At 69.1% G+C, this 22,129-nt stretch carries 21 protein-coding genes; 12 read left to right on the top strand and 9 right to left on the bottom strand.

All coding sequences use genetic code 11. The features are described from left to right. Positions 1–74 precede the first annotated feature (74 nt). From NOV86_RS07980 to NOV86_RS07965, 4 genes are all read right to left on the bottom strand, one after another. Complete coding sequence (locus NOV86_RS07980; protein WP_267640812.1) at positions 75–1,880, bottom strand: vanadium-dependent haloperoxidase; 1,806 nt, start codon at positions 1,878–1,880, stop codon at positions 75–77. Between the two features lie 167 nt (positions 1,881–2,047). Beyond that, positions 2,048–3,709 carry a vanadium-dependent haloperoxidase gene (locus tag NOV86_RS07975; RefSeq protein ID WP_267640811.1) on the bottom strand — a complete coding sequence of 554 codons (1,662 nt, stop codon included), beginning with the start codon at positions 3,707–3,709 and terminating at the stop codon, positions 2,048–2,050. A 234-nt stretch (positions 3,710–3,943) separates the two neighbouring features. Next, positions 3,944–5,875 (bottom strand): aldehyde ferredoxin oxidoreductase family protein, encoded by a 1,932-nt coding sequence (locus NOV86_RS07970; protein WP_267640810.1) that lies wholly within the window; start codon positions 5,873–5,875, stop codon positions 3,944–3,946. A gap of 97 nt (positions 5,876–5,972) precedes the next feature. Beyond that, positions 5,973–6,368, bottom strand: a complete 396-nt coding sequence (locus NOV86_RS07965; protein WP_267640809.1) for a hypothetical protein — start codon at positions 6,366–6,368, stop codon at positions 5,973–5,975. Between the two features lie 75 nt (positions 6,369–6,443). Between NOV86_RS07965 and NOV86_RS07960 the strand changes: the two genes are divergently transcribed. Next, complete coding sequence (locus NOV86_RS07960) at positions 6,444–6,845, top strand: VanZ family protein (RefSeq protein ID WP_267640808.1); 402 nt, start codon at positions 6,444–6,446, stop codon at positions 6,843–6,845. Here NOV86_RS07960 and NOV86_RS07955 read toward each other — a convergent pair. Beyond that, positions 6,812–7,366: a GNAT family N-acetyltransferase gene (locus tag NOV86_RS07955; RefSeq protein ID WP_267640807.1), complete on the bottom strand. Its 555-nt coding sequence runs from the start codon at positions 7,364–7,366 to the stop codon at positions 6,812–6,814. The two genes, NOV86_RS07960 and NOV86_RS07955, sit on opposite strands and share 34 nt — an antisense overlap. Before the next feature lie 96 nt (positions 7,367–7,462). Here NOV86_RS07955 and NOV86_RS07950 point away from each other — a divergent pair, with 96 nt between their 5' ends. The 4 genes from NOV86_RS07950 to NOV86_RS07935 all read left to right on the top strand — a co-directional run bounded on the left by NOV86_RS07950 (position 7,463) and on the right by NOV86_RS07935 (position 9,565). Continuing rightward, positions 7,463–7,834 carry a winged helix-turn-helix domain-containing protein gene (locus tag NOV86_RS07950; RefSeq protein WP_267641717.1) on the top strand — a complete coding sequence of 124 codons (372 nt, stop codon included), beginning with the start codon at positions 7,463–7,465 and terminating at the stop codon, positions 7,832–7,834. Continuing rightward, the gene (locus tag NOV86_RS07945; protein ID WP_267640806.1) at positions 7,831–8,109 is read left to right on the top strand and encodes a DUF7521 family protein; all 279 of its coding nucleotides are present in this window, start codon (positions 7,831–7,833) and stop codon (positions 8,107–8,109) included. Before NOV86_RS07950 ends, NOV86_RS07945 begins: the two co-directional genes overlap by 4 nt. Positions 8,110–8,197: 88 nt before the next feature. Continuing rightward, a complete protein-coding gene (locus NOV86_RS07940; RefSeq protein WP_267640805.1) occupies positions 8,198–8,425 on the top strand; it encodes a hypothetical protein in 228 nt (75 codons plus the stop codon). A gap of 63 nt (positions 8,426–8,488) precedes the next feature. Continuing rightward, positions 8,489–9,565, top strand: coding sequence for an archaeosine biosynthesis radical SAM protein RaSEA (locus tag NOV86_RS07935; protein WP_267640804.1), 1,077 nt, complete (start codon positions 8,489–8,491; stop codon positions 9,563–9,565). A 12-nt stretch (positions 9,566–9,577) separates the two neighbouring features. On the opposite strand, the gene NOV86_RS07930 is transcribed toward NOV86_RS07935, so the two are convergent. The 3 genes from NOV86_RS07930 to purS all read right to left on the bottom strand — a co-directional run bounded on the left by NOV86_RS07930 (position 9,578) and on the right by purS (position 13,770). Further along, positions 9,578–12,691 (bottom strand): PAS domain S-box protein, encoded by a 3,114-nt coding sequence (locus tag NOV86_RS07930; protein ID WP_267640803.1) that lies wholly within the window; start codon positions 12,689–12,691, stop codon positions 9,578–9,580. 141 nt (positions 12,692–12,832) lie between these two features. Beyond that, the gene (purQ, locus tag NOV86_RS07925; protein WP_267640802.1) at positions 12,833–13,519 is read right to left on the bottom strand and encodes a phosphoribosylformylglycinamidine synthase I; all 687 of its coding nucleotides are present in this window, start codon (positions 13,517–13,519) and stop codon (positions 12,833–12,835) included. Continuing rightward, positions 13,516–13,770 carry a phosphoribosylformylglycinamidine synthase subunit PurS gene (gene purS / locus NOV86_RS07920; RefSeq protein WP_267640801.1) on the bottom strand — a complete coding sequence of 85 codons (255 nt, stop codon included), beginning with the start codon at positions 13,768–13,770 and terminating at the stop codon, positions 13,516–13,518. Before purS ends, purQ begins: the two co-directional genes overlap by 4 nt. 133 nt (positions 13,771–13,903) lie before the next feature. Here purS and NOV86_RS07915 point away from each other — a divergent pair, with 133 nt between their 5' ends. From NOV86_RS07915 to NOV86_RS07885, 7 genes are all read left to right on the top strand, one after another. After that, positions 13,904–14,521 (top strand): SOUL family heme-binding protein, encoded by a 618-nt coding sequence (locus NOV86_RS07915; RefSeq protein ID WP_267640800.1) that lies wholly within the window; start codon positions 13,904–13,906, stop codon positions 14,519–14,521. A 134-nt stretch (positions 14,522–14,655) separates the two neighbouring features. Continuing rightward, positions 14,656–15,627 carry a formyltetrahydrofolate deformylase gene (locus tag NOV86_RS07910; RefSeq protein WP_303647491.1) on the top strand — a complete coding sequence of 324 codons (972 nt, stop codon included), beginning with the start codon at positions 14,656–14,658 and terminating at the stop codon, positions 15,625–15,627. Positions 15,628–15,906: 279 nt separating this feature from the next. Then, entirely contained in the window at positions 15,907–17,670 is a 1,764-nt protein-coding gene (locus NOV86_RS07905) for a nitrite/sulfite reductase (RefSeq protein ID WP_267640798.1), read from the top strand. Next, on the top strand, positions 17,667–19,769 hold the full coding sequence (gene nasA / locus NOV86_RS07900; protein ID WP_267640797.1) for an assimilatory nitrate reductase NasA: 2,103 nt from the start codon (positions 17,667–17,669) through the stop codon (positions 19,767–19,769). Before NOV86_RS07905 ends, nasA begins: the two co-directional genes overlap by 4 nt. Continuing rightward, positions 19,766–21,109: an MFS transporter gene (locus NOV86_RS07895; RefSeq protein WP_267640796.1), complete on the top strand. Its 1,344-nt coding sequence runs from the start codon at positions 19,766–19,768 to the stop codon at positions 21,107–21,109. The genes nasA and NOV86_RS07895 overlap by 4 nt, the downstream gene beginning before the upstream one ends. Beyond that, positions 21,109–21,249: a hypothetical protein gene (locus NOV86_RS07890; RefSeq protein ID WP_267640795.1), complete on the top strand. Its 141-nt coding sequence runs from the start codon at positions 21,109–21,111 to the stop codon at positions 21,247–21,249. Before NOV86_RS07895 ends, NOV86_RS07890 begins: the two co-directional genes overlap by 1 nt. Continuing rightward, positions 21,246–21,887 (top strand): molybdenum cofactor guanylyltransferase, encoded by a 642-nt coding sequence (locus NOV86_RS07885; protein ID WP_267640794.1) that lies wholly within the window; start codon positions 21,246–21,248, stop codon positions 21,885–21,887. The genes NOV86_RS07890 and NOV86_RS07885 overlap by 4 nt, the downstream gene beginning before the upstream one ends. Before the next feature lie 27 nt (positions 21,888–21,914). On the opposite strand, the gene NOV86_RS07880 is transcribed toward NOV86_RS07885, so the two are convergent. Then, complete coding sequence (locus NOV86_RS07880; protein WP_267640793.1) at positions 21,915–22,100, bottom strand: DUF7576 family protein; 186 nt, start codon at positions 22,098–22,100, stop codon at positions 21,915–21,917. Positions 22,101–22,129: the final 29 nt, after the last annotated feature.

The raw sequence follows: 22,129 nt of genomic DNA, 5'->3' as shown, positions 1-22,129 counted from the left end.
GGGTTGTCGCGGTGACGGGAAAACAGGTCCGAAGGCTCCGCCGTCTCGATTCGCGGTCGGGTCGTCGGGCTGGGTCAGTTCTTCGGTTCGGTCGTCACGCCGTCGGCCGTGATGGTGACGACCGTCTCGCCGTCGAACTTCGTGAACGTGAACCCCGGGAAGTCCGGGTAGTCGTCGCTGTAGCTCCGGGCCCGGTCGAGCAGGCTGGCGATGGCGATGTTCTCCCCGAGTTCGTACCCCCCTGTCGCGTCGGTCCGGTAGTGGATACCGGCCCAGTTGCGCCCGATGGCGATGTTGTCCGTGAGCTTGTTGAGTTCGCCGCCGACCGTCAGGGGCTCGGCGGTGTAGGGTTCGAGGGTCGATCCGTCCGGGCTGTACACCGGCGCGGGCAGGTGGCCGGAGCCGAACGTCGCGTCCTCGTCGAAGTACGCCTTCAGCACCGTGACACAGGCGGCGGCGAAGGTCGAGTGCCCGGCGGGGTAGGCCGGGTGGGTCGGCGACCCCTCCGGGAAGGCCTGGGACAGCAGGTACGTGTCGTGTGGCGACTCGTTTCGGGCGACCAGCAGCGCGACCGAGTTCAGCACGTCCTCGTGGAGCGGGTAGTCGGCCGTGCTCACCACGCCCTGCTTGAGCGCGTTGACGACGCCGCCGACGTACTCGGGTCGCGGGCGCCGGTGGACGTGCCACTTCTGCACCCACGCCGCGTGGAGCGCGGGTCGCGAGACCGAGGCGACCATCTCCAGGACGTCGCCGACGCCGAAGTCGACGAACCCCTCCTCGCCGGGGTTCAGCGCGGCACGGAGGTTCTCGTGGAGGGGGCCGGACAGGTTCTCGCCGAGGAGGACCAGTGCCGCGGCGTGGGGCAGTTCGTAGATGGCGTCGAAGTGGACCGCCGTCGACAGCCCGCGCCCGTCGTGGATGTAGCCCCGTGGCCGACCCTGGAGCGACGGGATGGTCGGCAGGTCGCCCTGCTGGACCGCGAGCCAGTCCGACACCGACTGCATGTAGTCGATCTCCGGCGCGAGGCGGTACTTCTGGTCCTGCAGGAGCCCTCGCGTCCGCGGGACCGGCTGGAGCAGGAACTGCGAGACGTGCGGGCCGACGGTGCTGCCCGGGAGCGTCCCCCGGAACAGGCGCGACCGGTCCCCGACGAGGCCGGTCGGGCCGCGATACCCCGACAGGCTGTCGAGCTCGGCCGCGGCCGTCTCCAGCAGGTCCTTCACGTCGCCGTCGGCCAGCGACTCGTCGTCGTAGACCGCGAAGGGGACGTCACGCAGGAGCGACTGCCAGTAGAGTTCGACCAGCTCCGCGGCCGTCTCGTCGCCGGTCATCGAGGGAGCCGGCGGGATGGTGACGTCGAACCAGTCCGCACCCTCCAGCCCGTACGACGTGGCGGACGCGGGGTTCACCTGTCCCCTGACACCACCCAGGGAGAAGGCGTACTCCTCGCCGCCGGTCGTCTGCTCGATCATGGTCGTCTGGGCGTCCCGGTCCGGGAACCACATGATGCCGCTTCCACTGCCCGACGGGGTGTCGTGGAGCAGCCCCTTCCCGTACACCGCCCAGGACCCGAGTTCGTGGTCGCCGTTGTTCACCTGCGCCGGCGGCTGCGGCGGCATGATGTCGTCGTGGGCCGTCTGCTGGCGGAACTGGTAGACCTTCGTCAACCGCTGTTTCAACGTGTTCTGTGCGATGGCGGTCGTCGTGGTGGTCCCCCCACCACCCCCGACCGCGCCTGCGTTCTTCGAACCGTTCGATTTCCCCGGTTTCGCACCGACGACTCCGCCGAGGAGGGTCAGCGCCCCGAGCCCCGCGAGCACGGTCCGCCGCCCGACACCGGGCGCCGTCGATGTCCTCTCAGTACGTCTGGATGAACTCATGATTCCGATGAGGTGGGCGATGGCCCACCTACCTGTCACTGAAGAGGCGAGGTTGGGATATAACAGAAACACAGGGTTACGGCACAGAAACGCCTCACTGTGGCGGTTTCACCGTCGTAACGGAAAGTGTCATATTCGCACCCGGGGCCGGACCGGGTCGGGGCGGCTCAGGCAGCCGTGATACCGTCCGGGCCGACGCGGACCGGTTCCCCGTCGAAGGTGGTCAGCCTGAACCCGTCGAACCCGTAGCGCTCGTCGTAGGTCTTCGCGCGGTCGACGAGGAAGCCGAGGGCGACCGCCTCGCCGAGGCGGTAGCCGTCGTCGGCGTCGGAGCGGTAGTGGATGCCGGCCCAGTTGCGCCCGATGGCCATGTTGTCCGCGAGCTTGTGCAACTCGCCGCGGACCGTGAGGGCGGGGCCGCCCGCCGGGCTCGCGTCGGCGTAGGGGACCGGCGCGTCCTCGTCGAAGTACGCCTTCAGCACCGTGACGCAGGCACCCGCCAGGACCGCGTGCCCGGCCGGGTAGGAGGGGTGCGTCGGGGAGCCCTCGGGGTACGCCTGCGAGAGCAGGTAGGTGCCGTGTTCCGCGGCCGAGGCGGCGAGGCCGGCCGAGTCGAGCAGGGCCGCTGGCAGGCCGTGAGCCGCCCCACGGGCGAGCTGGTCGTGGACCCGCCCGCCGTAGGTCTCGGGGCGGAGCCGGCGGCTCACGAGCCACTTCTGGACCCAGGCCGCGTGCAGGGCCGGGTGGCTCACCGCGACGACCGCGTCGAGCACGTCGGCGATGCCGAAGTCGACGAAGTAGCCCGAGGTCGGCGAGGTCGGGAACGCCGGCCCGAGGGGGACCCCGAGGCCGAGCAGGACGAGCGCGGCGTCCTGGTACGCCTGGTAGACGTAGTCCCGGTGGACGTAGGTCGCGAGGTCGCGCCCGGTCTGGAGCGCCCGCGGGGCGTCCTCGTACTGGTCGCCGGTGGCGGGGGCGCGCCCGCGCTGGATGGCCAGCCACGACGCCCAGTCGGTCATGTAGTCGGTCCCCTCCTTCGCCACCCGGTAGACCTGCGGCTGGGAGAGCCCGTCACCGCGGGGCACGTCGTGGTAGAGGAACTGCGAGAGGTGCGGGCCGACCTCGCTCCCGGTGAGCGTCCCCCGGAACAGCAGGTCGGTCGAGACGCCCCCCTCGGCGTCGGTCGGTCCCGGGTAGCCCGGGAGCGTCGAGAGTTCGGCCGCGGCGGCCTGGGCGACCGGGTCGGTCCCGTAGTCGGCGAAGGGCAGGTCGCGAAGCAACGACTGCCAGTAGAGTTCGACCATCTCTGCGGCCGTCTCGTCGCTGGCGAACGCCGGCGCGGGCGGCATCGCCAGCGCGTGCGAGTCCGGGCCGGTGATGTCGTACGACCCCGCCGCGACCGGGTTCGCTAGCTTCCGGTCGGCCCCCGGTGCGAGTGGTACGTCGGCCAGCGACTCGAACCCGAAGAGCGCGTCGACGAGCGTCACGTACGCGTCCGGGTCACCGATGCCGTCCGCGTCGTGCGGGAGCGCCTTGGTGAAACAGGCGAGCGTCCCGAAGTGCGCCTCGTCGTCGTTCTGGTTCCACTCGGACGGTTTCCCGACCAGACAGTGGTCCCTGGCGGCGTCCTTCCGGAGCCGGTAGGTCGCCATCATCCGGTCGTGTTTCGAGCCCGGCGTGTGGACCGGCCGGTGGCCGGTGTCGCCGTCTCGCCCGTGGGGCAGCGCCGCTGCTGCCGTTCCGGTGCCGCTCAGTACCCCTGCCGCGCCGAGCCCGGCCAGGACGGTCCGGCGCGATATCCCCCGTGAATCGTCTCCCTGTGAATGCATGGTCCCCCAGTGCGTGCCATCGTGGTGACACGCCTACTGGACGTACTCGATACGACGGATTACTTATGACTCCCATCGTGCCACCCGAACGAGGGATTAGCCCGGTGGCAGGGCCCGACTGTCGGTGGCCCCAGAACGACCGTCTCACCGGGGTTACCAGTCGGTAAGCTCCCCTTACCGGGGTGACAACGTTCAAAAAACGTCGATCGGTGGCGGGTGGTCGCCGTCGCCTGCTCAGTCGTCCGCCGGGGCCGGCGAGTCGCCCGCACTGACGCCGGTGCCCGGGCCGATGTCGATGCCGAGTTGGTCGAGCTTCTCGTCCGGGACGACGCCGTCGACCCAGCCGCGGTGCTCGTAGTACTCGGCCTTCATCTCCTCGAGCTCGCAGTACTCGCCCTCGCTGGCGCCCTGGCCGCGGACGCCGTCCTCGAGGAACCGGTCCGGCAGCGAGTCGTCGTCGCCATCGAAGCCGGCGAGGTTGTTGTAGTAGCGTTCGAGGTTGTAGATGCGCTCGCCGGCCTCGAGCAGGTCGTCCTCGGTCCACTCGAGCCCGGTGATGCCGTTCCACTGCAGGACGTACTCCTCGATGCCCTCCGCGAAGGCGTTGAACTTGCAGATGTCGAAGGAGTCCGAGATGCAGTGCAGGTCCTGGAAGGTGGCGGTGAGTTCGCCCTTGCCCTCCCACTCGTAGGGGTCGACCTTCTCGGGCACGCCGAGGATCTCGGCCGACGGCGTGTAGCCACGCAGGTGGCAGGCGCCGCGGTTCGAGGTCGCGTAGCCGATGCCCATGCCCTTCATGCAGCGCGGGTCGTAGGCCGGGATGGTCTCGCCCTTGACCGCCAGCGAGTTCTCGTGGGCGTCCATCTCCTCGGCGACGTGGTTCGCGCCGCCGGCGAGCAGGTCCGCGAGGTCGCCGTCGCGGCGGGCGATGTCGGTGATGAGGTCGATCATCGCCTCCTTGTCGCCCCACTCGACGCCCTCGCCGAGGTCGTCGAGCTTGCCCTCCTCGGTCATCTCCATCGCCATCGCGATCATGTTCCCCGTCTCGATGGTGTCGATGCCGTGCTGGTTGCAGAGGTCGATCATCACGGCGATGGAGTCGCGGTCGTCGTTCATCGAGTTCGGGCCGAGCGCGAACGCCGACTCGTACTCGTAGGACTCACCGCGGACGTTCATGTCCTGACCCTTGTGCGAGTACGAGACCTCGACCTCCTTCTTGCACGCGACCGGGCAGGAGTGACACGTCGGTTCGTCGACGAGGATGTTCTCGCGGACGTTCTCGCCCGAGACCTTCTCCGAGTCGATGTTCGGTTCGCTCGGGTCCGCCTCGGCCTCGGAACTCGTCGAGGTGTATCTCCCGTTTCTCGTCGGAAGCCCGTCCATCTCCTCGGTGATGTTCATCAGGACGTTGGTCCCGTACATCGAGAGTCCGCCCTCGTTCGGGGCGGTCACGTCGGACTCCTGGATGGCCTGCATGGCCTGCTGGTGACCCTGCTGGAAGGTCTCGGGGTCCTTCGGCTTGGGCATCTTCGTGCCCGACTTGATGAGGATGGCCTTGAGGTTCTTGTTGCCCATCACGCAGCCGGTGCCGCCACGGCCCGAGGCGCGGTCGTCCTCGTTGATGATGCAGGCGTAGCGCACCTCGTTCTCGCCGCCTTCCCCGATGGCCATGATGGACATGTTCTTGCCGTAGCTCCCCTCGTGGCGCTCCTCGAGGACGTCGCGCGTCTCGTGGGTCGTCTTGCCCCAGAGGTCGCCGGCGTCGTGGAGTTCGAGTTCGCCGTCCTCGACGACGGCGTACACTGGTTCGTCGGCCTGCCCCTCGAACAGGAGGCCGTCGAAGCCGGCCCACTTGAGGCGTGCGCCCGACCAGCCGCCGTGGTGGCTGTCGGTGACGGTGTTCGTCAGCGGCGATTTCGTACAGACGGCGATGCGGCCGCTCATCACCGTCTGTGTTCCCGTCAGGGGGCCGTTCATGAACGCGAGCAGGTTGTCCGGCCCGAGCGGGTCCACGTCCGGTCCTTGTTCGAAGACGTACTTGACACCGAGGCCGCGGGCCCCGATGTACTTCTTGGCGTCTTCGTCGTCGATACCCTCGTAGTTCACCTCTCCCGAGGACAGGTCGACCCGTGCGACGTGGTCCTGGAAGCCACCGATGTCTGTCATTGTAATCCCGTATAGTTATCTACGGACGGAACTCTGTTAGTCGTTGGCAAACCGGGTGTAACTGGTTCCGGTTACCTCGTCGCTGGCTGGCGGTCTCTCACCCGGACCCGAGCTGCGCCCCGACCACCCCGGCGTAGCGGTCCGCGAACCGGGTCAGGACCGGCCGGAGGTCCCGCGGACGCAGGGTGACGAGGTCGCTGGTCGGCCGGAGCCTGCTCTCCCAGTGCAGCAGTGCCGCGAACTCGTGGGCGTCGACCTTCAGGCAGACGGTGCCGGTCAGGCCGCCGTAGTCGCCCTCGCCCGCCAGGTCGAGGGAGACGTGGGGGTACTCACGCGTCGTGACGCTCGCGGTCGCGTCGACCAGCGTCACCGCGGCTTCGAGGTCCGCCGGGTCGCCGACCGCCTCCCAGAGCGCGTCCGGCGAGACGCCCGCGAACCGCCGGGTGGCGACGACGGCGACCGGCTCGGCCGGCGTGGCGGCTCCCCGGGACATGGACGGTCGTACGTCCCGGCGCACTATCAGTTCTCGGAGCCACGGGTTTTAGTCGCCGCCACGACGAGGACGGGTATGGAACCTCGGCGGACCCCGGAGCCGAGACGCTGGCTCGTCCCCCTCGTCTGGGCCGGCGTCGTGCTGCTCGCGTCGGTCGTCGACCCCGGCGGTGGCGGGGCGGCGTCGGGAGGGAGCACCGCCAGCAGCCTCCTCGCCTCCGACAAGCTCCTTCACGGCATCGGGTACGGAATCCTCGCTGTCCTCGCGGCCCGGGCGGTCGATTCCAGGGAGCTGGCCGCGGCACTCCTCGTCGTCCTGACGGTGGCCCTGTTCGGCTTCGGCGTCGAGGTCGTCCAGTGGCCGCTCCCGTACCGGGCGTTCAGCCTCGCCGACGCCGCGGTGAACGCGCTGGGCGCGGTGGTCGGGGTCGCGGCGTGGGCTGGCTACGCTCGGGTGCTCGCCGACCCGTCGTCCTGATTCTCCGACAGGGCCCGCGCGAACACCACGGTCGGCACGACCTCGCCGCCGACATCGCCGGCCCGACGCTCGCGGACGGTGAACCCCCGGCTCTCGTAGAAGGAGCGACCGATATCGTTCCCGGCCGGCGTGGCGAGCACGAGGCTGGTCCGGTCGGCCGGAACCGCCGCCTCGGCCGCCGCGAGCAGCCGGGTGCCGATGCCCTGGCCCCAGTGGTCGGGGTGGACGTACAGCTCGACGAGTTCGGCCTCGTCGTCGTCGACGAACCGCGAGGTGTCGGTCCAGGCGGCGTAGGCGTAGCCGACCACGTCGTCGCCTTCCGTCGCGACCACGAAGCCCGGATGGTCGCGGACCACCGCGTACCGGGAGCGGATGTAGGGCTCGCTGGCGGCGGCCCCGCCGGTCGCGAGCACGTGGGGCGAGAACACGTCGGCGAAGGCGGTGCGCCAGGCCGCCCGGTTCACGTCCTCGGCGGCCCAGACGTCCTCGACGGACTCGACCCCCCTGACAGCGGTCGTCATCGGGGGACCGGAGGTGACAGGGGAAGATAGGTCTTCTCTCTCGACGGAAAACCCGAACCGATTTTACGTCAGAGGGTCGAGTTCTGCCCTGTGAAGATGCGCGACCCGCCCGGGAAGGACGAGCCCGAGTTCCAGGCGGTCGTCGAAGCCCTCGACGACGAGGACTGTCACGACATCATCGAGTCGCTCACCGAGGCGATGACGGCGAGCGAGATCTCGGAGACGTGTGACATCCCGCTGTCGACGACCTACCGGAAGCTGGACCTCCTCACGGAGGCATCGCTGCTGAAAGAGGAGACACAGCTCCGCTCGGACGGTCGCCACACCTCGATGTACCGGGTCGACTTCGAGAACGTTGCTATCATGCTCACAGAGGAACACACACTGGACCTGCGGATCGAACGGCCACCGGAGAAACCGGAAGAACGCCTCGCCTCGATGTGGAAGGAGGTGCGCAAGGAGACATGAGCGAGGTCACCCCACTCGTCGTCGCGTTCAAGACGCTCACGCTGGTCATGGGCGGCCTCATCACCTACCTCGCCACGAAGGCGTACCGCCGGACCGGTTCGAAGGCGCTCCGGGCGCTCGCGCTCGGGTTCGGTATCGTCACGACCGGCGCGCTCATCGCGGGGGCGCTGGACCAGTTCGTGGCGGCCGGCGACCAGTCGGTCGCCCTGGCCATCGAGAGCGCCCTGACGACCGTCGGCTTCGGCGTCATCCTCTACTCGCTGTACGCCGACTGACCCGCGTCTCCGGCGACCCGGTACTGCGTTCCCACGCGATTGGAACCGTCGTGGGCGACTTTTTTGCCGACCCCCTATCCTCACCTGCATGTCAACGCACGGGGCATCGCGTTCGACGGAACCGCTCTCGACAGTCGCCATCGCACTGCTGCTGACGGGGGCCGTCGCGGCCGCCATCGTCCTGCTGGGTGGGACACCCGAGGCCGGGTACGCGCCGCCCATCACGACGAACACGGGGACGCTCGCGCTCGGCCTGCTCTCGCCGTTCCTCCTCCCCTTCGGCCTGCTCGTCGACGAGCTGCGCGACCTGCGGTGAACCGCGGCGTCGGCCGTTCTCGACCCGAAGGCGATTTACGCGCCGACCCGCTGGTTCCTTCCAATGAGCAAGCCCACGCCCGAGGTCTACGAGGAGGGCAAGGGGATGGACGCGCACAACAAGGTGATGCGCGACATCCGCGCCAAGAAGGACAAGACGTACGACCCGCACGAGCCGACACGGGTCTGGCTGGACGAGGACAACACGCCCAGTGGCGTCTACCAGTCGCTGACCATCATCCTCAACACCGGCGGCTGCCGGTGGGCCCGCGCCGGTGGCTGCACGATGTGTGGCTACGTCGCGGAGTCGGTCGAGGGCGGCTCCGTCTCCCACGAGGCGCTGATGGACCAGATTCAGGTCTGTCTCGACCACGAGGCCGAGGAGGCAGACGAGCAGTCCGGCCTCATCAAGATCTACACCTCCGGGTCGTTCCTCGACGAGCGCGAGGTGCCCGCCGAGACGCGCCAGGCCATCGCCGAGACCTTCGGGGACCGCGAGCGCATCGTCGTCGAGTCGCTGCCGGACTTCGTCACGCAGGCCAAGCTCGAGGAGTTCGTCGAGCAGGGCCTCGACACCGACGTGGCCGTCGGGCTGGAGACCGCGACCGACCGCGTCCGTCACGACTGCGTGAACAAGTACTTCGACTTCGCGGACTTCGAGGACGCCTGCGCCGAGGCCATCGCCGCCGGGGCGGGCGTGAAGGCGTACCTCCTGATGAAGCCGCCGTTCCTCTCGGAGCCCGAGGCACTCGCGGACATGAAAGCCTCCGTCCGGCGCTGTGCCGCCGTCGAGGGCTGTCACACCGTCTCGATGAACCCCTGCAACGTCCAGCGCTACACCATGGTCGACGACCTGTTCTTCCGCGGTGGCTACCGGCCGCCGTGGCTCTGGTCGGTCGCCGAGGTGCTCGAATCGACCGCCGACGAGGACGTCATCGTCGTCTCGGACCCGGTGGGCCACGGCTCCGAGCGCGGCCCGCACAACTGCGGCGAGTGCGACGACCGGGTGCAGAAGGCGATCAAGGACTTCGACCTGCGCCAGGACCCGAGCGTGTTCGAGCAGGTCTCCTGCGAGTGCGAGGCGACGTGGGAGCACGTGCTCGAACACGAGACCACGTACAACATGCCGCTGGTCGAGTAGGCGCCCGACGAGTCAGTCGTCCGCCTCCGCCTGCACGGCCTCCTCACCGACCGCGAGCGGGACCATCATCGTGACGATGCTCCCGCGTGGCTCGTTCTCCTCGAACTCGATCCTGCCGCCACACTGCGTGACGACCCAGTTGACCAGCCAGAGGCCGAGCCCGCTGGCGTGTCTGAGCTGCGTTATCTCCTGTTCCTCGGCGATGAGCGCCTGCTCCTCCTCGGGGATGCCCGGGCCGTCGTCGGCCACCGACACCCGCAGGAACTGCGCTTGCTCGTCCCGCGTCGCCGTCACGTGGACCTGGGGCTCGTCGCTGTCGTTGTGGACGAGCGCGTTCTCCATGACGTGGAAGATGGCCGTCCGGAGCAGGTCGTCGGCGCGGACCGCGGCGTCGTCGGGGAGGTCGACCGTGATGGTCGCGCCGGGGTACTCCCGCGAGAGTCTGGCCCTCGCGGTCCGGACGCACTCCTCGAGGTCGACCGGGCCGGTCGCGGCCTGGTCGCGGTCGAGCGTGCGCTCGACGGCGCGGGTCTTCTCCGCGAGGCTGACCAGTTCGTCGGCCCGGCCGAGGATGGTCTCGGCGTAGCCGACGGCGGTGGTCCCCTCGACCACGTCCGCGAGCATCTCCGCGGACCCGCGGATGATGTTCATCCCGTTGCGCAGGTCGTGCCTGAGCACGCGGTTCAGTATCTCCAGGCGCTTCTGGCGCTCCTTGCGCTCGGTGATGTCGGTGTAGACGCCGAAGGTGCGGGGGTTCTGCTCGCCGCACTCGACGGGGACGACCGTCATCAGGAAGTCCCGGAGGCCGTCGGTCGTCCGACGTTTCACCTCCCGCTCGACGACCTCACCCGCCTGCGACCGGGTGTTGATGTCGGTCGCCTCCCCGCGACGGTCCGGCGGGACGATGAGGTCGTCCAGCCGGTCGCCCCGCACCTCGGACTCCTCGTAGCCGAAGACGCGTTCGAACTCCGCGTTCACCTCGACGATGACCGGTTCGTCCGCCTCGTGGACCGCGTAGACCACGGGTTCCGGGACGTTCTCGAAGAGGGCCGCGAAGCGGTCGCGTTCGTTCATGAGCTGTTCCTCGAACGCGAGGCGGTCGAGCGCGTCCGCGACGTGGCTCAACAGCAACTCCGCGAGTTCGAGGTCGGACTCGTCGAAGGCGCCGACCTCGTCCGAGACGGCCTGGAACACGCCGCGGTCGTCGATGGGGATCGAGAGCAGGGACCGGTAGGTCCGGTCCTCCGGGGTCGCGTCGTTGTCCCCGCGGATGTCGTCGATGAGGAACGACCGACCGGTCCGGTGGGTCTTGCCCGCGATACCGTCGGAGACGTGCGAGCGCTCTTTGTACCCCTGTGGCTCGATCTCCGAGGAGATGCCCGCCGAGACGAGGTACTCGCCCTCGATACGGTCGACACAGCAGGCGTCGAAGTCGAGGATGCCCTCGGCGGCCTCGACGGTCAGGTACCAGATTTCGGCCTCCGTCTCGCAGTCCTCGAGCGTGGAGGCGACCCCGTGGAGGTTCTCTATCGTGCGCTTCTGTTCGACCAGCTCGTCCGCCATGCGCTTGCGCTCGGTGATGTCGCGCAGGACGACCGCGGTCCCGTCGAAACTGGAGTCGGCGGGCAACAGGGCGATGGTCGCCTCGCAGGGCACCCGCGTCCCGTCGGCGGTCTGTATCTCTATCTCGAAGGTCGTCGAGTCCGTCGTCCCGTCGGCGACGAGGTCGCGTAACTCGTCACGACCGCGTTCGAGGTACTCGGCGTCGAGGACCGCCGAGGCGGGCATGTCGAGGAGCGTCTCCCTGTCGTAGCCGACCAGGTCCACCATCGCGTCGTTGACCGTCCGGAAGCGAGCGTCCTCGTCGAGCGCGAAGACGGCGTCACCGGCGGCCTCGACGATGGTCTGCTGGCGGCGCAGTTCCTCCTCCTGTGCACTCCGGTCGAGCGCGGCGGTCGTGGTCGAGGCGAGGATGCTGGCGAGGTGTGCCGTCGTCTCGTCGTACTCGCCCGCGTCGGCGGCGGCGAACCCGAGCACCCCGTGGTCGCCCAACGGGACGACGAGGGTGCTCTCCATGCCCGAGTCGTCGGGCAGCAGGGTCCGCCCGGCCGCGTTCTCGTCGAGGAGGGTCGCCTCGCCGGACCGGAAGACCTCCCAGGTGAGGCTCTGTTCGCCGGTGAACTCGTCGGCCCGTGCCAGCATGGCCGAGGCCTCGTCCGTCGACGCGACCGGGACCAGCGCGTCTGCGTCCTCGTCGTACAGCAGGGCCGCGGTGTGGGTCTGGCCGAGGACGTTCCGGGCGGCCTCGACGGCGAACTCGGCGACGCGGTCGCGTTCCTCGATGCGGATGAGTTCGCGGGACATCGCCTGCAGCTCCTCGACCGTCTCGCGCCGGTCGACGCGGTCGGTCACGTCCTGGACGAACGAGAGCGACCCGACGACGCGCCCGTCGTCGTCGGTCAGGGGCGTGTTGTACCACTCGCAGGTGAGGCGGTCGCCGTCCCTGGTCACGTTCGCGTTCACGTTCACGTCGATGCCCCCCTCCGAGAGGTTGCGCTCGCAGACCGCCCGCACGGTCGCCCGTTCGTCGGGTGGGACGACCAGGTCGACGAGGTCCTCGCCGGTCGCCTCCTCGTCCGTGTAGCCGAACAGGTCGGCCGCGCCGTCGTTCCAGGCCGCGATGTCGCCCGCGGGGTCGGATTCGACGATGGCGAGCGGTGCCTGCTCGTAGACCAGTTCGAGGCGGTCGCGGTCGATGGGGGTCGCCTCCGTATCGACGGCCGCCTCGACCCGGGTGGCGAGCGTCTCGACGCCGTCGCTGGCGGGGACGTAGCCGTCCATCCCTGCCGCGAGTGCCCGCCCGGCGACGGACTCGTCGCCGTCGGCGGTGTAACAGAAGAACGCGACCCGGCCGTCGCGGTCGCCGACCGCGTCGTGCAGCGCGAAGGCGTCGCCGTCCGGCAACTCGACCTCGCTGACGACGCAGTCGACGCCCTCGTCGATGGCCTCGAGCGCGCCAGCCACGTCCGTCGCCGTGACGACGGTTCCAGGCAGTGTCGCCGTCAACTCGTCCGCCGTGTGGGGAGGCACGCCGACCGTGACGACTGTGGGTTCACGCTCCGTCATTCGAATGTTTCACGGGGGAGGCCCCGCAGTATCACCTCAACCCTTGCGACGCACGCTCTTATATCTTTGAGCCGTTACGAGTGGTGAGTTCGCATGGCAGGTCGCCAGAGAAGTCGCTGTCGAGGTGGTCTCTGCCGTCGGCTACTCCGCGGCGCGGGCGAACCCGCGGAGGAGCGGCCGGCCGTCGACGCCGCCGATGTCCGCCAGTGCGGCGCGCTCGGGGTGGGGCATCAGGACGGCGACGGAGTCGCGCTCGCCGAGGATGCCGGCGACGTTGTGCTTCGAGCCGTTCGGGTTGGCGTCCTCGGTCAGGTCGCCGTCCTCGTCGCAGTACCGGAAGAGGACGCGGTCCTCGGTCTCGAGCTGGGTGAGGCGGTCGTCGTCGACCTCGTAGCGTCCCTCGCCGTGGGCGATGGGCAACTGGATGACCTCGCCCGCCTCGTAGCCGGCGGTCCAGGGCGTGTCGGCGCGCTCGACGCGGAGGTAGACCTGCTCGCACTGGAAGCGGGCGCTGGCGTTGGTGGTGAACGCGCCGTCGGTGAGGCCCGACTCGCAGCCGATCTGGGCGCCGTTGCAGACGCCGAGGACGGGGACGCCCTCGGCGGCGAGGTCGCGGACCTCGTCCATGATGGGCGACCGGGCGGCCATCGCGCCGGCGCGGAGGTAGTCGCCGTAGGAGAAGCCGCCGGGGAGCATGATGCCCGTCGTGTCCTCCGGGAGGCCGTCCTCGTGCCAGACGATCTCGGCGTCGACGTCGAGGTCGGTGAGGGCGCCCAGCGCGTCGCGGTCGCAGTTCGACCCGCCGAACCGGATGATGGCGACGGTCATCCCTGCTCTGTGACCTCCACGTCGTAGTCGTGGATGGTCGGGTTGGCGAGCAGTCGCTCGGCCATCTCCTCGGCACGCTCGCGGGCGGCCTCGTCGCTCTCGGCAGCCAGGTCCACCTCGAAGCGGTCGGCCGACCGGAGGGCCTGCAGGTCGAAGCCGAGGCGTTCGAGCGCGCGCTTGGTCGTCTCGGCCTCGGGGTCGAGGACCCCCTGCTTGAGTCGGACGGTCACCGTGGCGGTGTAGCCAGTCATCGGTCGATGGTGCGTGGTCATGCATGATAGGGGTTTTGGAAGCTCTCGGATGAACACGAACGTGGATATGCGGCTGTGGCACCCACGACGCGTTCGGCACGTTGGTTATGTCCTCTCGCCGCCATTCTCCGGTATGAACCGTCGCACACTCTACGCCGGACTCGGCGCCATCGCGGGCGCACTCGGGCTCTGGACCGCCTGGGGCCTGTACGTGGACTACACCACGGAACGCGTCCAGTACGACCGGGTCGCCCACTTCGACGGCATCGAGTTGCGCCGGTACCCCGCGACCATCGCGGTCACGACGACCGCCAGTTCGGGCAACGAGGCGTTCCGCCGGTTGTTCCGGTACATCTCCGGGACCAACACGCTGGGCGAGACGGTCTCGATGACCACGCCCGTCGCCATGACCGGCGAGCAGATACCCATGACCGCGCCGGTCACCTCGACCCAGGTGCCCGAGGGCGTCACGATGTCGTTCTACCTCCCCGCGGACTACGACTACGACGACGCCCCCGAGCCGACCGACCCCCTCGTCTCGCTCGAACTGGTCGGCCCGCGCAACCTCGCCGTGCTCGAGTTCTCGGGCTGGGCGCGCAGCGCGACGGTCGACGAGAAGGAGGCCGAACTGCTCCAGACCCTGGAGCGCCACGGCATCGAGCCCGCGGGCGAGCCGTTCTTCATGGGCTACGACGACCCGTGGACGCCGCCGTTCATGCGCCGGAACGAGGTCGCCGTCCCCGTCTCGTGACGGGCCTTCCGGCGGTTCCGGCGCAACTGACGGACGCCGAACCGTAACCTTCGCGTGGATACGAACGCTTTTGCCCCCCAGTCGCCTGAGCATAGCGTGATGTCTCTTCCGAACAGCACCAGGAGGTGGTGTCGATGACGACTGACTTGACCGAAATCACGGTGATCGGAGGAGACAAGACCGGACTCATCGCACGCGTCACCTCGTTGCTGTTCGAACGCGGTATCAACATCGAGGACCTCGACCAGGCGGTCCGCGACGACATCTTCCGGATGACCATGCACGTCGACACGACGGACATGGTCTGCAAGCCGGAGACCCTGCGCGACGACCTCCACGACCTCGGCGACGAGCTGGGCGTGGACGTGCAGGTCCGGTTCCCGAGCGACCGGGAGACCCAGCAGATCGCCGTCCTCGCCACGAAGGAGAGCCACTGCCTCGAACGCCTCTTCCAGGCGTGGGCCAGCGGCGACCTCGGCGCGGACATCTCGGTGGTCATCGCGAACCACGACGACCTCGAACCCCTCGCCGAGAAGTACGATATCCCCTTCCACGACGTCGGTGACGGGAAGGGCACCCCCGACGAGGACGAGATACTCGACCTGCTCAACGAGTACGACGCGGACCTCATCGTCCTCGCGCGGTACATGCGCATCCTCAGCCCGGACGTCGTCTTCCGGTTCGAGGACCGTATCATCAACATCCACCCGAGCCTGCTCCCGGCGTTCCCGGGCGCGAAGGCCTACCGGCAGGCACTCGAGGAGGGCGTCCGCATCGCGGGCGTGACCGCCCACTACGTGACGACGGACCTCGACCAGGGGCCCATCATCACCCAGCGCGCCTTCGACGTGCCCGACGACGCGTCCATCGACGACCTCAAGGAGCGCGGCCAGCCCCTCGAGGCCGAGGCCCTGCTCGAGGCGGTGCGCCTGCACCTCAACGGCGACGTGTCGGTCCACCGCGGCCGGACCCGACTCCGCGAGGCGCGCGAGGAGAACTACCAGCTCGGCCTCTCGCCCGAGGCCAGCAGCGCCAACCCGGACCGGCCGGTCGACGGCCTCGGTGACATCGTCGCCGGTGACGGCGGCGAGGAAGCGGACGACTAGGCGCACGGACCCACAGTTCTTCGAAGAGTTCCGTCCTGCAGTGGCTACACCGTCGGTGTTCGCACCGACCGATGGCATGGACCCTCACGGTCGTTCGTATCATATTAAAAATATAATCTCCTTCTAGCTCCTTCCATCCTTCCGGTATCACCGGATGACCTGTGAAGTCTCGTTACTGTCAACACTTGATTAGTGCTAATCGATATAAGTGGTCGTTTGGACTGCAAAGACGAAAATGGCTGAAGAAGCTTCGCTTGCGGAACGGGTGTGTGCGTGACGATGGCACACAAGAAAGAGGACGTGAAAGGCGAGCTGTACGGCGATGCGGTCCGCGAGAAGATCGAGGAGTTCGCGGCGCGTGGTTTCGCGTCCATCCCGGAGGACGAGCGCGAGGAGTGGTTCACGCGCTTCAAGTTCTGGGGCGTGTTCCACCAGCGCTCCGGACAGGAGTCGTACTTCATGATGCGCCTGACGAACTGCGGCGGTATCCTGGAGCCGGACCAGCTCCGGGCCATCGGCGAGGTCGCCCGGGACTACGCGACGGGCCCCGCCGAGAACCCCGAGTTCGGCAACGGCTGGGTCGACTTCACGACCCGCCAGTCCATCCAGCTCCACTGGCTGACGCTCGAGGACATCCCGGAGATCTGGGAGAAACTCGAGGCCGTCGGCGTCTCCTCGCGCTCGGCGGGCGGCGACACCATGCGCAACATCTCCGGCTGTCCGGTCGCCGGGAAGGCCGACGAGTACGTCGATTCCCGGGCCATCCTCGACGAGATCCAGGAGACCATCCGCGAGGACGACGAACTGAACAACATGCCCCGGAAGTTCAACATCTCGGTGACCGGCTGTCGCCAGGGGTGTGCACAGGACTCCATCAACGACGTGGGGCTGGAGCCGGCACACAGGTTCATCGACGGGGAGGAGGTAGAGGGCTTCAACGTCCGCGTCGGCGGCGGCCTCGGTGGCCGTGAACCGCGGCCAGCCCGCCCGCTGGACCTGTTCGTCCGGCCCGAGCACGCGGTCGAGACGGTCCGGGCGTTCGTCGAGCTGTACCACGAGGAGGGCAACCGACAGAACCGCGCGAAGAACCGCGCCCGGTTCTTCGTCGACGACTGGGGCACCGACGCCATCCGCGAAGAACTGGACGAACGTCTGGATTTCGACCTGGAGCGTGCGGGCACCGACTTCCGCGGCGAGTACACCTACAACGCCGGGAAGCCCGCCGAGCGCGGCGCCCACGACCACGTCGGCGTCTACGACCAGCGCGACGGGAAGAACTACGTCGGCCTGAACGTCCCGGTGGGGCGGATGACCGCCGAGGAGACCATCGAGCTGGCCGACATCGCGGACGAGTACGGCTCCGGCGAGGTCCGGCTGACCCGGCGCCAGAACCCGGTCGTCGTGGACGTTCCCGACGCGGCCCTCGACGCGCTGCTGGCCGAATCCCTACTCGAGAAACACAGACCGGAGCCGAACCCGTTCGTCCGCGGTGCGATGGCCTGTACGGGCACCGAGTTCTGCTCGCTCGCACTCACCGAGACGAAGGCCCGGATGGCCATCATGCTGCGGTGGCTGCGCGACAACGTCGAGTTGCCCGACGACGTCGACCGCATCAAGGTCCACTTCTCGGGCTGTACCGCCGATTGCGGACAGGCGATGACCGCCGACATCGGCCTGCAGGGGATGCGCGCCCGCAAGGACGGCGAGATGGTCGAGGCGATGGACGTCGGCGTCGGCGGCGGCATCGGCGAGGAACCGACCTTCATCGAGTGGGTGCGCCAGCGCGTCCCCGCCGACGAGGTCCCTGGATTACTCAAGAACCTGGTGGAGGCCTACGCCGCCCTGCGTCAGGACGGCCAGACCTTCCGCGAGTGGGTGAACGCGACGGGACAGGAGACGCTCATCGAACTCGCCGAGCCGGAGGAGGTCGAGGGGTACGAGGACCCCTGTCTCACCGACGCGAAGCAGTCGTGGTACCCCTTCGTGGACGAGGACACGCCGGCACCCGCAGAACAGGTGGCGACGGTCGAGGAGGGAGAATGACCGACTGGGTCTCGACCACCTGCATGCGCTGTGCGGTCGGTTGTGGCCACGTCCAGCGCGGCGTCGACGTCGGCTACGGGCTGGATAGCGTTCGCGGCGACGCGATGCACCCGGTCAACCGCGGCCTCGCGTGCCAGCGCGGCGTGAGCGAGACGGCCGACCCCGAGGGCGAGTGGCTCACCCAGCCGCTCGTCCGCACGGACGGGACGCTCCAGAAGACGACGTGGGACGTCGCCCTCGACCGCGTCGTCACCGAGTTCGGCGAGGCGATGGCACGCGACCGCGACAGCATCGCCGTCCTCGGGAGCGGTCAGCAGACCAACGAGGCCGCCTACGCCCTCGGGAAACTGGCCCGGGGCGGCATCGGCACCCGGTACTACGACGCCAACACCACGCTGTGCATGGCCAGCGCGGTGACGGCCTACTACGACGCCTTCGGGAGCGACGCGCCCCCGCCGACCTACGACGACATCCCCGGGGCGGACCGCCACGTCGTCTGGGGGGCGAACCCCGCCGTGGCGCACCCGGTCATGTTCCGGTGGATCACCAACAGTGCGGGCGAGGGCGATGGCGAACTCGTCGTCGTGGACCCGGTCCGGACCGAGTCTGCCGGGGCCGCGGACCGGCACGTCAGCCCGGAGCCGGGCGGCGACCTCGCCCTCGCGCGGGCCGTGCTCGCCCAGGTCTGCGAGACGGGTCGCGTGGACCGCGAGTTCGTCGAGGAGTCGACCGTCGGCTTCGACGAGCTGAAGAAGGACCTGCCCGACCCCGAGGCGGCCGCCGAGCGCGCCGGCGTTCCCCTCGCGGACGTGAAAGCCCTCGCGGCCGCGTTCGACAACGACGCCCTCGTCTACTGGGGGATGGGCGTCAACCAGAGCGTCCAGGGGACCGAGACCTCGGGTGCGCTCATCGACATCTGTCTGGCGACGGGCTCGATGGGCCCCGGCAACGGCCCGTTCTCGCTGACCGGCCAGGCCAACTCGATGGGCACCCGCGTCTGCTCCTCGAAGGGCTCGTGGCCCGGTCAGCGCGACTTCGACGACCCATACGAACGCGAACTCGTCGCCGCCGAGTGGGACGTGCCCGTGGACCGGCTTCCCGACGACACGGGCCCCGGGCCGGTCGGGACGATGGACGCCATCGCTGATGGACCGGTCGAGGCCGTCTACGCGGTCGCCACGAACCCGGTCGCGGGGATGCCCGACGCGAACGAGGTGGCCGAGACACTCGAGGACGCCTTCGTGGTCGTCCAGGACGCCTTCCACACCGAGACCGTCGAGTACGCCGACGTGGTGCTCCCCGCCGCGACCTGGGGGGAATCGGATGGGACCGCCATCAACATGGAGCGCACCGTCTCGCGCGTCCGGCCCGCGACCGGCGTGCCTAGCGGGGTGCGAACCGACCTCGACATCATCACGAGCATCGGGGACGCGCTCGCGGACGGGCTGTTCGGCGCCGACACCAGCCCGAAGTCGCTGTTCCGCGAGTTCGCCGACCTCACCGCGGGGAGCCTCGCTGACTGCTCGGGCATCAGCTACGAGCGTCTGGAGGCGGAGTACGCGGTCCGGTGGCCCGCCCCCGACCCGACGGCCAGCGGCGGCTACCGGTACTGCGACGACGACGGCGAGGCGTGGTCGTTCCCGACGCCTTCGGGCCGGGCGCGCTTCGCCGGTGGCACCGGCCGCGAGCTGCCCGAGCCCACGGGCGAGGAGTACCCACTGACGCTCACGACGGGCCGGGAGGCCGACGGCTACAACACCGGTATCCGGTCGCGCGGCTCGACCGCCGACCCCGGGCCGGTCCGGGCGCGGGTCCATCCCGCGACGCTCGACGCGCGCGCCGACCGGCTCGAACCGGTCGATGGGGACGACGAGCAGGTGACCCTGGAGACCAGGCGCGGGAGCGTCACGGCCCGGGTCGACCCCGACGAGGCCGTCCCCGAGGGGCTGGTCTGGCTGCCGATCCACCACCCGGCGACGAACGAGCTGACGATTCCGGCGACGGACCCGCGCTCGGCCGAACCGAACCTCAAGCAGTGTGCGGTGCGGCTCGTCGCGCCACAGCCCGAGGTCGTGGTGGTGGGAGGTGAGCGCGTATGATATCCCGCAAGGTCGAGCAACTGCTCATCGCGACGCTCGGCTTCTTCACCGCGTTCCTGCTGTGGTTCTCGACCGCCGCGTTCAGCCCGAGCATCGGGCAGGCGTTCTCGCTCAGCATGGCCGAACTGGGGCTGCTGGCGAGTTCGGCCATCTGGCTCGCGCCGCCGGGCCGGGTCGCCGCCGGCTGGGCGGCCGACCGCCTCGGCGCGCACAACGTCTTCGCCATCATCCTCGGCTACGCTGGCGTCGTGAGCATCATGTCGGCGTTCGCGAGCAGCTACGAGGTGCTGTTCGTCCAGCGGCTCGTCGTCGCCTCCGCCGGCATCAGTTTCGTCGTCGGCATCCAGCACGTCGCCCAGTGGTTCGACGAGCACGAGATAGGGACTGCCGAGGGCCTCTACGCCGGGACCGGGAACGTCGGTGCCGGCGTCGGTGCACTCCTGCTCCCGCGCATCTACGGGACCAACTACACCGACGCGTTCCTGCATCTCGGTGTCGCCGCCCTCGTGGTCGCGGTCGTCTACAAGTGGCGCGGCGAACCCGCCAGGGACGCCGCGACCGCCGAGGTCGCGAAGCAGAACACCTCGTTCGGGGACACGATGTACGTCTGGACGCGCTACGCCGCCATCGCGCTGATGCTGGCGTACGCGATGACGTTCGGGCTGGAGATCGCGATGAACTCCTGGCTCCCGAGCTACTACACCGAGGGCTTCGGGTCGTCAATCCGTGACCTCGGGTTCACCGACGTGGCGGCCATCCAGACCGCCGCCGGGACGTTCGCGGCGGTCCAGTCGTTCAACGCGTCGCTGTTCCGGCCGTTCTCGGGCTACATGTCCGACCTCTGGCAGCGCAAGGACTGGACGCCGTACCCGGTCCTCTCGACCGAGCAGGCGTACGCGCCCCGGGTCCACTGGCTGCTGACGGCGCTGTTGCTGGTCACGCTGATGATGCTACTCCTGACGGTCGTCGGCCTCGCCGGCCTGCTGCCGGCGTCGGTCGTCGTCCTCGCGATGTTCGGCATCGCGGTGAGCTTCGGGACCGGCGGCGTCTTCGCCATCGTCCCGCTCATGTTCCCGGACCGTCCCGGGACCGCCTCGGGCTTCATCGGTGGCATCTCCACGTCCGGCGGCATCGTCTACCCGCTGGTGTTCGGGTTCGTCCCGAACATCCACATGGGCTACGCGGCCGTCGCGCTGGTGTTCTTCGTGCCCATCGTCCTGTTCTACCTGTGGGCGATGCGGAGCGGGAGCGGCGTCGAGGCCCACGGTATCGGGACGCGTGAACGCTGGCTCGACGACGGGGCCGGCAGTGCGACGGCCGCCCCAGGGGGTGATGACTGATGGCCGAGACCGACCCGGCGTACGACCCATGGTATAAGTGGGGCAAGGTCGCCCTCTACGCCGAGATGGGCATCGCCATCCTCGTGACCGTGTTCTCGCTCTACCTCGCGTTCACCGGACAGACGGGGTTCATCGCGTGACGGGGTCCCGAGACGACGCCCCGGCCCGCGGCGCGGTCGTCCTCGCGGGCGGTCACTCGACCCGCTTCGGCGGCCCCGACAAGGCGCTGGCCGAACTGGACGGGGTGGCGATGGTCCGCCACGTCGTCGACCGGCTCGCGGCAGTGGTGGATTCGGTCGTGGTGCCCTGTCGCGAGCCACAGGTCGCCGGCATCCGGCGGGCACTGGTAGGTTCTCCTGTCGAGACGGCGGTCGTGGTCGACGACGTGCCCGACCGGGGGCCGGTCGGGGGGCTGCTGACCGGGGTCCGGGCCACGGACGCACCGATGGTCGCGGTCGCGGGCTGTGACATGCCGCGGCTGGACCCGGAGTTCGTGGACTGGCTGTTCGCCGAGTCGGCGGGTGCGACGGGCGCCGTGCCGGTGTTCGACGGCGAGCGACAACCACTCTGTGCTGTCTACCGGTCCACGGTCACCGGGGCGACGTGTCTGCGGTCGCTCGCGGCCGGCAAGCGGCGCCTGCGCGACGTGGTCGCAAGCGTGGGCCCGGCAGTGGTCCCCGAGGAGACGGTGCGCGACCGGACGACGGCGGCGACGTTCGAGAACGTGAACTCGCAGGCCGACCTGACGGTCGTAGAAGGGCAGGTCACGGCGGACTGAACCGGGGTGCGTCGTGGGCGGGCTCGGTCACTCGTCCGCGCCGTCCCACTCGTCGAGACAGTCGTCGTCGCAGAAGTGTCGGTGTTCGACGTTGCCATCCTCGACCCACGAGCGCACGCGATGTTCGTCCCCGGTCACCGCCGCACCGCAGACCGCACAGGCGGGCGCCTCGTCGGGGTCGACGTCGCCCAGATCTGAAGTCGGGTCAACCATACTGTCTACGTGAACGACCCGCAGGGCTT

Source organism: Haloarchaeobius amylolyticus, assembly GCF_026616195.1.
In the GTDB taxonomy this organism is placed as follows: domain Archaea; phylum Halobacteriota; class Halobacteria; order Halobacteriales; family Natrialbaceae; genus Haloarchaeobius; species Haloarchaeobius amylolyticus.
The sequence above is the reverse complement of the archived record's forward strand: the minus strand, read 5'-3'. Positions and strand labels throughout refer to the sequence as shown.